At 37.1% G+C, this 13,035-nt stretch carries 16 protein-coding genes; 13 read left to right on the top strand and 3 right to left on the bottom strand.

Annotation, left to right across the window (positions count from 1 at the left end; all coding sequences use genetic code 11):
• Window positions 1–69: 69 nt before the first annotated feature.
• Window positions 70–702, bottom strand: coding sequence for a YkgJ family cysteine cluster protein (locus tag H153_RS0103700; RefSeq protein WP_022846801.1), 633 nt, complete (start codon window positions 700–702; stop codon window positions 70–72).
• Between the two features lie 161 nt (window positions 703–863).
• On the bottom strand, window positions 864–2,633 hold the full coding sequence (locus H153_RS0103690) for an AAA family ATPase (RefSeq protein ID WP_022846799.1): 1,770 nt from the start codon (window positions 2,631–2,633) through the stop codon (window positions 864–866).
• 574 nt (window positions 2,634–3,207) lie between these two features.
• Between H153_RS0103690 and H153_RS09220 the strand changes: the two genes are divergently transcribed.
• Window positions 3,208–4,002 carry a tetratricopeptide repeat protein gene (locus H153_RS09220; protein ID WP_022846797.1) on the top strand — a complete coding sequence of 265 codons (795 nt, stop codon included), beginning with the start codon at window positions 3,208–3,210 and terminating at the stop codon, window positions 4,000–4,002.
• Between the two features lie 330 nt (window positions 4,003–4,332).
• On the opposite strand, the gene H153_RS0103675 is transcribed toward H153_RS09220, so the two are convergent.
• Window positions 4,333–4,944 (bottom strand): recombinase family protein, encoded by a 612-nt coding sequence (locus H153_RS0103675; RefSeq protein ID WP_022846796.1) that lies wholly within the window; start codon window positions 4,942–4,944, stop codon window positions 4,333–4,335.
• Between the two features lie 375 nt (window positions 4,945–5,319).
• On the opposite strand from H153_RS0103675, the gene H153_RS0103670 reads away from it, so the two are divergent.
• The 12 genes from H153_RS0103670 (at window position 5,320) to H153_RS0103610 (ending at window position 12,932) form a co-directional block, all read left to right on the top strand.
• On the top strand, window positions 5,320–5,697 hold the full coding sequence (locus H153_RS0103670; protein ID WP_022846795.1) for a DUF6516 family protein: 378 nt from the start codon (window positions 5,320–5,322) through the stop codon (window positions 5,695–5,697).
• A gap of 9 nt (window positions 5,698–5,706) precedes the next feature.
• Window positions 5,707–6,171 carry a transcriptional regulator gene (locus H153_RS0103665; protein ID WP_022846794.1) on the top strand — a complete coding sequence of 155 codons (465 nt, stop codon included), beginning with the start codon at window positions 5,707–5,709 and terminating at the stop codon, window positions 6,169–6,171.
• The gene (locus tag H153_RS0103660; RefSeq protein WP_022846793.1) at window positions 6,172–6,438 is read left to right on the top strand and encodes a hypothetical protein; all 267 of its coding nucleotides are present in this window, start codon (window positions 6,172–6,174) and stop codon (window positions 6,436–6,438) included.
• Window positions 6,428–6,820, top strand: coding sequence for a hypothetical protein (locus tag H153_RS0103655; RefSeq protein WP_022846792.1), 393 nt, complete (start codon window positions 6,428–6,430; stop codon window positions 6,818–6,820). The genes H153_RS0103660 and H153_RS0103655 overlap by 11 nt, the downstream gene beginning before the upstream one ends.
• On the top strand, window positions 6,817–8,043 hold the full coding sequence (locus H153_RS0103650; protein WP_022846791.1) for a hypothetical protein: 1,227 nt from the start codon (window positions 6,817–6,819) through the stop codon (window positions 8,041–8,043). The genes H153_RS0103655 and H153_RS0103650 overlap by 4 nt, the downstream gene beginning before the upstream one ends.
• A gap of 368 nt (window positions 8,044–8,411) precedes the next feature.
• Entirely contained in the window at window positions 8,412–8,678 is a 267-nt protein-coding gene (locus H153_RS0103640) for a hypothetical protein (protein ID WP_022846789.1), read from the top strand.
• Between the two features lie 50 nt (window positions 8,679–8,728).
• Window positions 8,729–8,896, top strand: a complete 168-nt coding sequence (locus tag H153_RS10155) for a hypothetical protein (RefSeq protein WP_022846788.1) — start codon at window positions 8,729–8,731, stop codon at window positions 8,894–8,896.
• Window positions 8,886–9,617 (top strand): hypothetical protein, encoded by a 732-nt coding sequence (locus H153_RS0103630; protein WP_022846787.1) that lies wholly within the window; start codon window positions 8,886–8,888, stop codon window positions 9,615–9,617. The genes H153_RS10155 and H153_RS0103630 overlap by 11 nt, the downstream gene beginning before the upstream one ends.
• On the top strand, window positions 9,601–10,023 hold the full coding sequence (locus H153_RS0103625; RefSeq protein ID WP_022846786.1) for a lytic transglycosylase domain-containing protein: 423 nt from the start codon (window positions 9,601–9,603) through the stop codon (window positions 10,021–10,023). The genes H153_RS0103630 and H153_RS0103625 overlap by 17 nt, the downstream gene beginning before the upstream one ends.
• On the top strand, window positions 10,020–11,123 hold the full coding sequence (locus H153_RS09865) for a thioredoxin fold domain-containing protein (protein ID WP_022846785.1): 1,104 nt from the start codon (window positions 10,020–10,022) through the stop codon (window positions 11,121–11,123). Before H153_RS0103625 ends, H153_RS09865 begins: the two co-directional genes overlap by 4 nt.
• Window positions 11,120–11,971 carry a phosphatase PAP2 family protein gene (locus H153_RS0103615; protein ID WP_022846784.1) on the top strand — a complete coding sequence of 284 codons (852 nt, stop codon included), beginning with the start codon at window positions 11,120–11,122 and terminating at the stop codon, window positions 11,969–11,971. The genes H153_RS09865 and H153_RS0103615 overlap by 4 nt, the downstream gene beginning before the upstream one ends.
• On the top strand, window positions 11,919–12,932 hold the full coding sequence (locus tag H153_RS0103610) for a hypothetical protein (protein ID WP_022846783.1): 1,014 nt from the start codon (window positions 11,919–11,921) through the stop codon (window positions 12,930–12,932). The genes H153_RS0103615 and H153_RS0103610 overlap by 53 nt, the downstream gene beginning before the upstream one ends.
• Window positions 12,933–13,035 lie beyond the last annotated feature (103 nt).

The following is a 13,035-nucleotide window of genomic DNA, read 5'->3' as shown; positions in this document are numbered from 1 at the left end:
ACCTATTTGAGCCTTAATTCCTTCCTTACCATATATTTTTCTTACCAAAAGAATAGAAAAGTCAAGACTTCACGAGTTAATAGGAGGTTTATAGCGAATATAATCCTTGAAAGAGCTTTTATTTTCTCTAAACAGCCTCAGCAAGAAATTCCTATGTTCTCTTAAAACGTTGTTATATTTCCGTCCATATTTTCTCAAAACTTTTTTCTGCTTTCTAAAGAATTCATTAAATCCCTTGAACTTTTCTTCACCCAAAGAACAACATTCTTTGCACTTTTTAAAAGTACTCTCCTGAAAACTCTTAAAATCTACCCTTTGAAGAGCATCCACAGCCTCAGGTTCACTATTCAAAAAGGGATAAACTGCACATATGAAAGGTCTTTTTAGATAAATAGAACATCTATTGTCCTTAAGATGGGGACATTTTTCTTCAACTATCAGCGACTGAACTACGAAAAGAAGAGAGATGTTTGGCAAATGTGTACTGTTAAACACCTCACGGATATTAATAAAAGCGTTTGAGTACCCTTTTGTCCTTTCTTTCTTTGTTTTAGCGGATCCCATTAAAGTAAGCAGGAAGATAGTGTTTTCTGGACTGAAAAGTTTCATTTCGCCGATAAACAGCTCTAAAGTGAACAAACAGTTGCCGTCGTATTTACAGCATAGTGCTTTGCATTTTTCTGGATCACAACGGAATGGCATCTTTCCGCCCTCCTAAAACTTGATAAATCTAGCTTTCCATCTAAAAAATAAAGCTATGTTCAAAGATAAACCATTCACGAAATTTGTCAAAATGGAAAAAACGACCGTTTTTGATTAATGACCTGACTATAGTGGTTTCGAATGTATTTTCTGAGGTCAAGTTAGTCATAGTTTTCTCCTGAACATAGATTTCTCAGAAATTCTCTAACTTGATGATATTCAGAATCGAACTCTTCAAGTTTAGATTTAGTTATATTTTCACAGGATTTCTTACAAAGGTATTTTTTTATTCCTTCATCCTCAAAATTTATTTCTTCTTTATCTGAATTTTTTGCCTTTGCTATCTGAGTAAAAAAATTCAATATACATGTTTTATCATAAGCAGATTGAAAGCGTTTTTTTAATTCTGTTTTAGAGATAGCTTTATAATTTCTTCTTTTTAAAAAATCGTTGACTGCTTCCAGCATAATTTCAGGGTATATAAAATCTTCAATTTCATAATCATATTCGATGCTTTTATCTCCATCACATCTTGGAATAAATCTCAAGTCTAAATCTAAAAAATTTCTGTATTTATCTGGTATTATTTTATCATACGTTTCTTTTCCCTCTTTATCATGGTCAAAAATACATACAATTTTTGGTTTAAATCCACTTTCCCTACAAAATTCTTTTAGAAACTGTAAATAACCTTTAATTTTTGTAACTCCACCTGCTACTAAGATATTTGGAACACTAAAACCAAATTTTCGTGCGAGCATTTCAATATATAGCTTATCTTCTTCCCCCTCAACTAAAATATTATAGGGCATAATTTCCCAATTATCATTTTTCTTCATGCCAAAATGTTCTTTGATTTCAATTAGCTTTTGATAATCACTTTGTTTTTCTTCTATAAATGTATTGATTTTAAAAAATACTTCTCCTGGTCGTCTTTTAAAATCCTTCTTTTCGTAATTTGCTTTAAATAAATAGGTAGTTTGCAAATCTGTTATATCAATAAAATATTGAGAATGAGTCGTAAAAATTATGTGTTGCTTTTTTGCCATATCTAATAAAATATTGAAAACTCTTTTCTGTAATGCAGGTTGTAAAAAAGCTTCTGGTTCGTCTATTCCCCAAATAATATTTTTGTTTTTTATTTTTTCAGATATATATTTAATAAGTGACAACAAAACTATTCTCTGAATACCACTTCCTTTCGCCTCCATTTTAGAATTATTCTTGTCGTAAAGAGTAAATTCGATCATATTTGCTAAAACTTCTCTTAATTTATTTATTTCAGCGAATAGTATTTTGACTTTCCATTCATCTTTATCTATTCCAGTGACTCCTTCAATAAATTCATTCAGGTTCTTGCTAATTTCTTTTTCTATCCCGGAAAGAGCTTCTTTAGATTTTGTTACAAAGTTCTCCAAGATTTTCAAAGGTTCTGTTTGTTTTCTTCTTAGTGGATCTAATCCTAAAGGTAAAACTTCTTCATCAATTATTTCTGCAATAATTTGAGGCATATTTATATTACTTGCTTCTATAAATAGAAATCTGAATCTTTTAATAATATTTCTTGCCTCTGGTTCACTGATGTTTGTGTTATTTCTCTTTGCTTTAATCTCTAAAATATTACCCTTTACCTTTGTTCTCTTAAAAATAGTTTTTATCTCATATCTCTTATTTTCATTATCTATAAACCATCCAGTAATTGATGTATTATATCCTGCACCTCTCTTACCACGTTCAATATCATAGGGGATATCATCCCTTGTATTAAATTTCTTTTTATCTAAACTGAAATACAAATCCAGCGCTCTCAAAAAATTTGTTTTACCCACGTTGTTTGAGCCACAAATAATAAGAGGTTTCCCTTCTTTAAACTCTACTGTTAAATTATTAATAGAACGAAAACGCTTAATATTTACTTTTACAAATTTCATCTTTACACCTCTCTCCTCTTTCCTGTTACAACCTTGCTAATCAATGAGATTTTGTATCCCTTTAATGATTCTATCACTTTTTTGTTTTTTCGATTTTGGAATTGATGATAGATATTTGTTTTTCAATGATTCGAGACTTATCCAAAAAATTGTATAATTATTCTACCACCTCCTCAGACTCAAATTTAATACACATCAACTGGTGAATTCTATAGAGATTAGCCCTTATCCTTGGCATAGGCTTCCTCATCCACCTATCATTCAAATTGCTAAACTGAATGAACAAATTAATTTCCAGAGACTTAAGAGATGGAAAATACCCTCCAGGCCCAAGTCTCATAAACTCCAGACCGGCATTGACACTCTCAACGACATTAGTCGTATAGACATGTCTTCTAACTTCCTCAGGATATAGGACAAAAGCAAGATAATTATTCCTTTTACGGAAAAAAGCTAAAGGAAATGTGGAAGATTTACTGAGGAAAATAGTTATTATAATATCAACGTTGCATACTTCCGACAAGCGTGAAACTTGCTGAGCAGGTGAAAAAGAACGATTCCGGGAGGAGAGAAGATGATTGGAAGCAAGGCACTAAGAACTTTTACGGAGATTCTGTTTCTGTCTGTGCTGATGTTTTTTGTAAGTATTCCAGTAATGGCAGGTTCTAAAAAAGCAGAATCTCTATTTGAGCAGGGACTAAAGGCTGATAAACAGGGCAATTATAGAGTTGCAGCAGAGCTTTACGAAAAAGCCTGCAGCGCCGGAGATGCATTGGGCTGCAATAATCTTGGTTATTTGTATGCGGAAGGTCTGGGAGTTCCGCAGAACTATGCTAAAGCAGCAGAGCTTTACGAAAAAGCCTGCAGCGCCGGAGATGCATTGGGCTGCAATAATCTTGGTATTTTGTATGAGAAAGGTCTGGGAGTTCCTCAGAACTACGCTAAAGCAGTAGAGCTTTACAAAAAAGCCTGCAGTGGTGGAGAAGCAGGCGGCTGCAATAATCTTGGTGCTTTGTATGAGAAAGGTCTGGGAGTTCCTCAGAACTACGCTAAAGCAGCAGAGCTTTACAAAAAAGCCTGCAGTGGTGGAAATGCATTGGGCTGCAGGAATCTTGGTATTTTATATGAGAAAGGTCTGGGAGTTCCTCAGAACTACGCTAAAGCAGCAGAGCTTTACAAAAAAGCCTGCAGCGCCGGAGATGCATTGGGCTGCAATAATCTTGGTATTTTGTATGCGGAAGGCCTAGGAGTGCCTATGAATAAATTTAAGGCTTATGAATGCTGGGTAAAAGCCGCAAGGCAAGGAGATGTAAATGCTCAGCATAATCTGGATATCCTTTGTAAAGAAAGTCCCTGGGCGTGCAAATAATGTAGAAAAACCACTGGCTGTATCCCCAAAGCAGGGATACAGCCCGACACCCCCTTCGGGGTGTTGACTTTGAAAATTCGCTGAAATTCCTCTAATCGTTATGATTTTCAATAACCTTTCAGGCAGATCTAATAAACCAATCCGAACAGCCAGAGAGGAATTTTATTTCCGGAGCCGATCTCTATACCATCAACTGCAAGAAAAGAATTTTCAATGTTTCTCACCTGACAGAAGGCCGCTCATTCGTTCAATCCATTAAACTAAATTTACTTATTTTAGTTTAATCTATCTAACTTCAACAGGCAAGCCCTGTGTCAGGATATAGTATTCTTACTTTTGGAGTAGAAATTCAGCCTTCCTTCTCTGAACGTAGGAATATACCGTAGAGTAAGGAACTCCTATGATTTTAGCAATAGAAGAAATAGACACACCTTTTGAGAGAAGCTCCTCTATCTGATTCCTATAACGTTCAAGCCTGGATGAATAACTTCCTCTGGGCCTGCCAAGAGGTTTTCCCTCTGCTCTCCTGCGCTGGAGAGCCTCTTTAGTCCTCTGAGATATGAGTTCTCTCTCTATCTCGGCTGCTATGGAAAAAGCCATTGCGAAAACTTTTGACTGTAAGTCGTCTTTCAACACCTGACTGCTTTTGACAACGTGAAGTTCTATTCCCTGTCTGAGGAGGATAGAGAGAAGTTCCATAATTTCAAGCATAGACCTGCCAAGACGGGAAAGCTCTGTAACTATGAGAATATCCCCTTTCTGGATTCTCTCTACTAATTTCCCCAACTGCCGTTCTTTCCAGCTTTTTCTACCACTTGCTGTTTCCTCTATGAAGTCGATGTTCCCGAGCTTCCTCTCATTAGCGTATTTGAGAATCTCATATCGCTGATTTTCCGTTTCCTGTTTATTCGTGGATATGCGAATGTAAGAGTAAACGGCCATTGATGTTTCCTCCCCTTCACTCGTATATTTCGTGACTGCCAATGTCTATCAACACTATGCCTTTTTCAGTTACTGCAAATGTCAGAATAATTCGATAGCTCATGGTTATGGAAATCCAGTATAACGTCAAAGTAAGCGTATTCCTGTCTTTTGGTATTTTTATAAAAATGCCGGTGTGCAGGTATTTATTCGTTAATATTCTACTCATAAATTATACATTTATCAAGTAGAATATACGTTAATTAAACGGACGTTTTTTGAGTATATATTTGGCAGGTATGCTAAATATGGTTTTGAAAGCAGGGGTTGATATACCCTCATTTTTGGCTATTTTTTATATTGATGGTGTTTTGATCTTTTTTAGAGGAATTATGGTTGGACAGGCTGGAGGGTAGGTTTCAAGAAGTTTTAGAAGATGATAGTATTATTGTTGTTGAATATCTCTTTGAGGAAAGAGATATTTCTCACTATAGTTATACAAACGGTTTGAGATATAAGCTGGTTTTGATTATTAAGTGGGCAACAGAGGAATCGGTAGAGATGGTTCTTCTATATGACAACTTCCATGAGTCGGAGCCACATATCCATATTCGTAGTAGGAAAAATAGAGTAGTATATGAATTCAGAGGAATAGAAAACTTACTCCTTGATTTTCTATCTGAGGTTAAAACTTTAACAGGTCTGAATATCGAGGACTGGATAAAGGAATTGGGCCAGGAAGTTTTGAATTCTCCGTTTAAAAAGTTCTGGTAGGAGGCAATTATGGAAAAGAATTTCTGGAATGTTGGGAAGGATAGATTTATAAAGGTTGTTCTTAAAACTCCAGAGGGAAATAGGGTTATAAAATTCTCTGATTATGAGAGTTTTCACAAGGTTTTTTCTCCTCAAAGGATGGAAATATTAGTTCTACTTGCCAATGAAAAAGTGAAGTCCATTAACGAGCTTTCAAAGATTCTTAACAGAGATGCCAAAAATGTTAGAAATGATATTGGCATTTTGGAATCTACCGGATTAATCAGGCTGAAAAACCATCTTAATCGCAAGATTCCAGAACTTGTGGCTGGTAGTATGACTGTTTCCATTGAGTTTAAAAATATCTGTCCAATTTCAAGGAAGAGGAAAATATCAAAGGAAAGGTTAGAGTATGGCACGCAAATGCTGAGGCAGAAGTATTTACCTATTAGTTCTATTGTGAGTCCAGAAGATAAACAGATTGAGAGGTGCTAAGTGAGGAAGCTGAAGATAGTAATCCCGGCTAACTTCAGGGAATATGAAGTTGAGATAAATCCGGATGACTATGTAATTAGCATTTGGAAAGCGGATCCAAATCTTCCCTATAAGCCTGCTTGTGAGGGATTAATAAAAGGCGTTAAGAATCCTGATGCTAATGTTCCTGAGATAGTTAAAGAGATATTGAAATTCAGTGGTGAAGTGGCTTTTTTTACCAGAGAGATGTATCCAGAACTTTGCCAGAGAGGGGCAGATGGAAGCTAAGGAACTGCTCGCACTTGTGGAACAAGTGATCTCTAAAAAGAACGCATATTCTTATGTAACCTTTAGGCAGCATAAAAACACTGAAAGGATTCATCTTTTCCCATCAAGAACTGATAACGGGAAATGTACCTTTTATAGGGAATCCTATTGTTCAAGAAGAATAACAAATGCTGTGAAATTAAAGGATACGGAGAAGTTGCCATCTGTGAGGCTTAAGGTTCTTTCATCGGGGAAAATTAAGGAAATTAATGTGACTTCAGACAAATTTCTATGTGTAGAGAGAGAAAAAGCAAGGCTTTTAGCGGCTTTACTTCAAAATAACGGATATGATGTGTGTGGTGTTTGTGTATCCCATCTTTATCACTTGGATGGTGAAGAATGAATGAGTTTATATCAGTTAAGATTGTTTTGGATCTTTTTAAGGTTCCTAAAAAGCACGTAAAGGAACTTGTTACTCTCCTTGATCCAATTACAACAGGAAGAGATAAGAGGAACATTTATTTCCATTATCAGAATAATAGGAAGTGGAGAGAAAAGTACTGGAAGATTCTTAGAAAACTCCACATTGTTTATGGGCAACTTTCGGGAGATACTTTCCTTTACTGTGCCTGTTCTTTTCCAGAAAAAAGAGTTCCCTTGATCATAGCTAAATCTGGGAAGTTATTCTATATCAAGAGTTTTCCAGAGAAGACCTCAGAGCATGACAGGATTTGTCCTTTTTACGGTGAGTCTGTTGATACTCAAGCTCTCTGGAAAAAATGGAGTAAAAAAGAAATTAAAGTTACTTTACTGGACTTTCCAAATGAATCAAATAGCAATTCTACTGAAGAAAGAGAGGAAAGACTTCGACCTCTTACAAATTCAAACAAGCCAAGGTTAACGTTCACAAGGATCATGCTGAGTTACATTGATGATGCTTATGGTCTTGCTTTTAATTCCGTTAACAAAGGAATTAATAGGCTTAAGGAAAGCAAAAATTTATCTCTACCAACCGTTGGGAAAGTTCTTACGGTTTTGGGAGGTAAGTTAAATGAGAAGACCCCTAAAGGTTTTAGACTATTTGTAAATCTGATTTCTCATAATTCTATGGAAATTTCGGGAGAGAGTCTGATACTGACTTACAATGACAGGAAAAAGATAGTTCATAAAAGACAGATTTTTGGCTGGGACTTGTGGGAAAATGGGTTTGCAGGGTCAACCGGGAAGTTTCTTAATATTAACGTTGTCAAGGGAAAGCTAATAACGAGAGCTTTCTTTATGCCTCTACTCTATCTTGAGAGGAGCAGGCCGTTCATTCCAATTGAAAGTAGAAACGAAGCAGGGAAAATTGAAAGCTTACTTAAACAGGGAAATAGGTTCTTTAAGGTGGTTACTGGTTCTATTTCGAAGAATTATGCGAAACTCTCCCTTCCGTCCTGTGCAACTTCGGTTTTGATGAGACTCTCTTACTATCCGGATCTGGTGATTTTTGGTGAACCTCTTCAGGTTGCAGAATTAATGGGATTCAGGGACACAAGGTACAAGAAGGTTAAGGAAAGAGTTGAAAAGGATTTCTGTCGACTTCGTCCTCCAGGATGTCCGATGGAGTACATTAGAATAGGTTGAAACTTGGAGGCAGGTTCCAGCAAAGGAGATTTCGATAAACAAGAAATGCTACCAGTTCAGCAATAATCTAAACACTTCTAACTGACTCAGACTTACAAGAGTTTTTACTATATTGGAGATAAAAGTTTCACTTGCAGGACAAAAATATCAATCCCGCTCCTCTTTCACTCTCTTTTTTCTTTTGTTTTCTTTTTGCAGAGTTTCTGTCAGTTTTCTTTTCGGTTTTTCCTTGAGAAAAGCTGCAGGAAGTCATTCAAAAAATCTTTCAGAATTTTTGGAAGAAAAAGGCCCTTTCTTCCATCTGGTATTTTTGTCCTGCCAGTGATATATTTATCTATACACCTTATATTCTATTCAGGGAAGGAGTGATGAACGAAAAGAAAAGGATCTGGCAGATAGATGCGTGTTTCAAAATGGCAATAAGAAAAAAGTTTGAGGGGATAAAGATCAGACATTTTATGTTGAAGGAGGGGTTTTCAGAGAAGGAATACAGAAGGTTCATGAAATGGCTGAACGGGGATATAAGAAAGATTGAATACGGCTTTGTTATGAAAGTTCTTGAAGCAGCCAACATAGATGTTAAAGAGGTAGAGAAAGAAGCTCAAAGAATGATGGAACGGTTTTTAATTTGTTGACAAAATAGAATATACAAGGTATAATTTCGTAAAGCTTTCGGAGACGAGGGATGGAAACGGAAAAAGTAGAGGAGTATATCTTTCAGCTTGAGCGGATTCTGAAAATGATTTATTCAGAGATTAAAGAAGTGCCCGAAAGCAGGGAGCTTATCTTTATAGGGTACTTGTTGTGTGAGTCTTTAAGGACAATAGTTCGGGAGGTGGAAAATGGAATTTAGAGCGTGCGAAGCATTGAAAAGGTATGACGGCGAGCTTGCAGAGTGGATTTGTTCTTTAAGCGCGCCGGTTGTGGATGATATTGAGGAGAAGAACGGAACTGTCCAGCTGCCGGTGTTAAAACTGAACACGGAACTTTCGAGGCAAAAGTATTGCTATTATGAACATGATGAGCTTCATGAACTTCCTTATCCTCTGATTGCAATTCCAATTAAAGTTTTTTCAACGTATGTGATATGGGATAGAACCAATAAAAGGGTTTTCAGAAATTTCTTTGATGAATATGTGGCAAGAAAATTTCCCAGACCTGAGAACAGTACGGTATTTTCGGTGATTAACATTGCTTTTTATCTTCCTGATGTGCACAAGATCGGTTTCATGATTGGGATTAAATCGGTTGCTGAGTTTGCGAGAGAGTTTAAAGACGCCTTGAAAAACATTGTTATTGAGAAAAAACGTTCCGGAGAAGATCCGAGAATTTCTGCCCACAGCGTGATGCTGACTTCCAGAAAGCGGGTGATAGAGAAAGACGGCAGGAAGATTACCTATTACGTTCCGGATTTTTCCATCAATGTGGGTAAAGGGATTGATGCAGAGTTTGCAAAGGAACTGAAGTCATTTATTGAAGAGTACAGGGAATACAGGAAGAGGCTCAACATGGAATCCCTGAAGGTGGCTGAAGGCCATGAATCCGGTGAAGACATTGATGATATTGATATTTAGCATCTACCTCCCCCTTTCCCCCTCCTTTTCCGCCTCTATGGTGTGCTTCGGGAAGGCTGCAGAGTACTATGGCCTTCCCGCGTCTCTACTGGTGGCCATTGCAGAGGTGGAATCGGGACTTAATCCGGGGGCTGTAAGGCTTAACAGGAATGGCTCGAAGGACATAGGGATAATGCAGATAAATTCTTCCTGGATTCCGGTGTTGAAAAAGTACGGAATTGGTGAGATGGATTTATACGATCCGTGTACGAATGTTTTTGTCGGTGCATGGATTTTGAAGCAGTGTTTTGTCCGGTACGGATGGACGTGGAAGGCTGTCGGGTGTTATCACTCGGGGGATCCCGACAGGCAGCTTAAATATGCAAGGAAAGTCTATAAACAAATCTATAAGGAGAAGAAAAGGTGAAGAAAATCCTTACGGCATTTCTTGTTACAACTACTTTTGCTTTTGCGGGTTCTATTCCGCCGGTGGTAAGGAAAACGATTCCATCTACGAGGATAGACGCGGTTAAGAAGATTGGAAAACACCTATATGAGGTAAAGACCGGAAATAATATAGTCTATGTAACAGAAGACGGTTATCTGATTTTAGGAGTTGTTTATAAAAATGGAAAAAACATCACAGAGCAGGAACTAAATCAGCTTGTAAGAGATCAAATACAAAAGCTGGATCTGGCTAAAGCTATACACTTAAAGCACGGCAATTTAAGGGTTGTCGCTTTTCTTGATCCCGAATGTCCCTACAGCAGAGAGGTGTGGAAGCAGTATATAGAACCGAATCTTTCAAAACTTGACCTTTACGTTTTTCTCTATCCTCTTCCGTTTCACAAAAAGGCAAAAGGTAAAAGTTGCTTCGTTCTGGACAGTAAAGATAAAGAAAAGGCCCTGAAAGAGGTTATGGAAGGAAAGAGTGTTAATTTGAAGGAATGCGATGTAAAGCCTCTTCTTGATGAAGCTAAAAAGGTTAATTTAACAGGTGTTCCACTTCTGTTTGTATATGGAAAATCCGGTATTGAAAGGATAGAGGGGCTTAATAGAAACAAACTTTCTTCGTATTTTCCGAGAAAAATTTCCTTTAAGGATTTTAATCTTGAATATGCCGTTCAGGTTGGGAGCGGTAAGGGAAAAAAGATTGTGGTAATAACCGATCCGCTATGTCCTTTTTGCCGTAAGGCCTGTAGTGAACTGCGAAAGTATGCGATGAGCGGAAAGGCAACCTTTTATGTCTATTTCGTTCCAACACACGGCAGGAAGAGTGAAGAAGCTATCGTTTATATTCTTTCCCAACCTAAAATACAGCAGGCACGGGCTCTTGCGGAGATATTTGGAGGGAAAAAGGATTATACGGTTAAAACGCTTTCCGATAAGCAAAAGAAAAATATTGTTGAAAATGTAAAAGAAGCTTTAAATTCCGGTATTACGGCAACGCCGACCTTCATTTTTGAGAACGGAAAGGTGATAAAAGGTGCAAAGATTAAAGAGATTGAAAAGGAAATAGAAAGATGATTCTTGTTTCCTTTATCAGGAAGGGAAGTTCAGTTTTCGTTCTTTCCATATTGCTGTTTTTCACGATAGGAATGAGTACCTGTTTTGTTGATATGCTTCGGGATGACTGGAAAGGTCTTGACCGGAAGGCTAAGGAATCTCTATTTTTCGGTGTTCTGTTCATCACCACGGTGTGGATTTACATGGCAGTTAAGTATTATGTAAGCGGTTACGTTCAATACAGTTCTTTGATTCCCGACATAGAAAGAAGTTTGTTTATAAGAGTTAAAACTATCTTCTCCTTTTTACCGGCCGGCTTTCTGTCATACGTGTATGAAAACATCTGGGGCAAGCTTCACCTTTTGCCACCAGTTCTTATAGCTCTTTCTGTTAAGAATAGAAAAAAGTTCTTTTTTGCTTTTTCGTTTATGTATTTTGCAGCTGCAATCTGCCATATTTTGCTGCCGACAAGATCACCCGTCTTCTGCTATCCGGACCTGTTTAAGAATCTTCCAGATGTTACTGCAAAGATTCATGCAGAATCGGCGGTTGATACGCTGTTTATCATTAAACATAAAACTCTTCCAGGATTTCCGACTCTTGCAGACATTGCCTTTCCCTCCCTCCACGTGGGTTACGCTTTCCTGTTGTTTCTTGTTTCCGGGAAGAGAATCAAACCGATAGCTTTTGTTTTCTACACACTTATAGTGGCTGGAAGTATTATATTGGGTTTTCACTATGTATCCGACTGCGTAGTTGGGACGCTTCTGGCATATACAGGCTGGAAGTTGGCAGAAATCCTATCGGGAAAAAGAATTGAAAGTTCTTTTATGGAAAGATGGAAAGGTTTTCGGAAAGTTTCTGATTGAAAGCAGGTGGGACGTCAGGCTCTCTTCTTCTATCCAGGAAATCCTTGAAAGATTGATAGATGCAAGAGAACAAGGTTCTAACGTTTATGCTACTTGTGGATGTAAACTTCCCGGAGGTGAGCCTTTAAAACTTTACTTAAAGAGAAATAAAAGATTCATTAATCTGGTTTCTTTTCCCGGTCACGGAAGGTTTCACTCATCCTTTTGTCTTTTTAAAAAGCAGGATGAAGAGTTTATAGTGGAAACCGATGAAGGCCTTGACGTTTCTGCAAGTGTGTTTTTGAGCAAAAGAAAAAGAGCCAGCAGAACTTTTGATGAATTGATGATTAGAATACTTGGAGAAACTGAAATATTAGCGTTTAACTATCAAAATTCCGGTATCAGCAGATTTTCAAAGAGATTGAAAAATGTAAATGCAAGAGAAGCTATTCCTATTTTTGTGAGACTGATTAGAAAAGAGATAAAAGTTAGGGGAATTTCTTTTACGGATTTTCTTGAGAAGCATAAATTAAATATGAGCTGTGGAATCATATATGAGTGGAGGGAGCTTGATAGGGCGGTAAAAGTTTGTGGTCTCGTAATGTATCCCGATGAGAAAAAGGCAAAGTATAGGGAGATTTATCTTCCGAAAATGTTTATTTATAAGGCAAGGGAAATGTTTCCGCCGCTATTTTTTGTTTCCTTTTTCGTTCCGGAAAAGAGCAAGCTATTAAGACTTTTTCTGTACAGGATAGAAAGATTTGTGCCTGTTAGAACTGAAGCTCAAAGGCAAACTGTGAAAACTTTTATAAAAAGTGCTGTTGTCTTTGTTCCTCTTAATAGAGGATTTGACAGAATATTAACAAAGGAGGTGACCAGAAAGATTGATGTTAATAGTCTTGAAACGCCTGATCTGGTTATTTTTGACGGAAAAGTCACGTTTTTGATTGGAGATAACAAGATAGTTGTTGAAAATAGGTAAGAGGGGCACAGCCCCTCAGATTATTTTTCTTCTTTTCTCTTCCTTTCCATTTTTGTAAACTGATCATTAAGCCAGAGAATCCCTCCGGCAAATATAACAAGAT

Source organism: Desulfurobacterium sp. TC5-1 (assembly GCF_000421485.1).
Taxonomy (GTDB): Bacteria; Aquificota; Aquificia; order Desulfurobacteriales; family Desulfurobacteriaceae; genus Desulfurobacterium_A.
The sequence above is the reverse complement of the archived record's forward strand: the minus strand, read 5'-3'. Positions and strand labels throughout refer to the sequence as shown.

Coding starts and splice junctions, on each gene's coding strand:
- H153_RS0103655 (WP_022846792.1), top strand. CDS start 6,428: ATGGAAGCTAAGGAACTGCTCGCACTTGTGGAACAAGTGATCTCTAAA.
- H153_RS0103630 (WP_022846787.1), top strand. CDS start 8,886: ATGGAATTTAGAGCGTGCGAAGCATTGAAAAGGTATGACGGCGAGCTT.
- H153_RS0103700 (WP_022846801.1), bottom strand. CDS start 702: ATGCCATTCCGTTGTGATCCAGAAAAATGCAAAGCACTATGCTGTAAA.
- H153_RS0103615 (WP_022846784.1), top strand. CDS start 11,120: ATGATTCTTGTTTCCTTTATCAGGAAGGGAAGTTCAGTTTTCGTTCTT.
- H153_RS0103625 (WP_022846786.1), top strand. CDS start 9,601: ATGATATTGATATTTAGCATCTACCTCCCCCTTTCCCCCTCCTTTTCC.
- H153_RS0103665 (WP_022846794.1), top strand. CDS start 5,707: ATGGAAAAGAATTTCTGGAATGTTGGGAAGGATAGATTTATAAAGGTT.
- H153_RS0103650 (WP_022846791.1), top strand. CDS start 6,817: ATGAATGAGTTTATATCAGTTAAGATTGTTTTGGATCTTTTTAAGGTT.
- H153_RS0103640 (WP_022846789.1), top strand. CDS start 8,412: ATGAACGAAAAGAAAAGGATCTGGCAGATAGATGCGTGTTTCAAAATG.
- H153_RS10155 (WP_022846788.1), top strand. CDS start 8,729: ATGGAAACGGAAAAAGTAGAGGAGTATATCTTTCAGCTTGAGCGGATT.
- H153_RS0103675 (WP_022846796.1), bottom strand. CDS start 4,944: ATGGCCGTTTACTCTTACATTCGCATATCCACGAATAAACAGGAAACG.
- H153_RS0103690 (WP_022846799.1), bottom strand. CDS start 2,633: ATGAAATTTGTAAAAGTAAATATTAAGCGTTTTCGTTCTATTAATAAT.
- H153_RS09220 (WP_022846797.1), top strand. CDS start 3,208: ATGATTGGAAGCAAGGCACTAAGAACTTTTACGGAGATTCTGTTTCTG.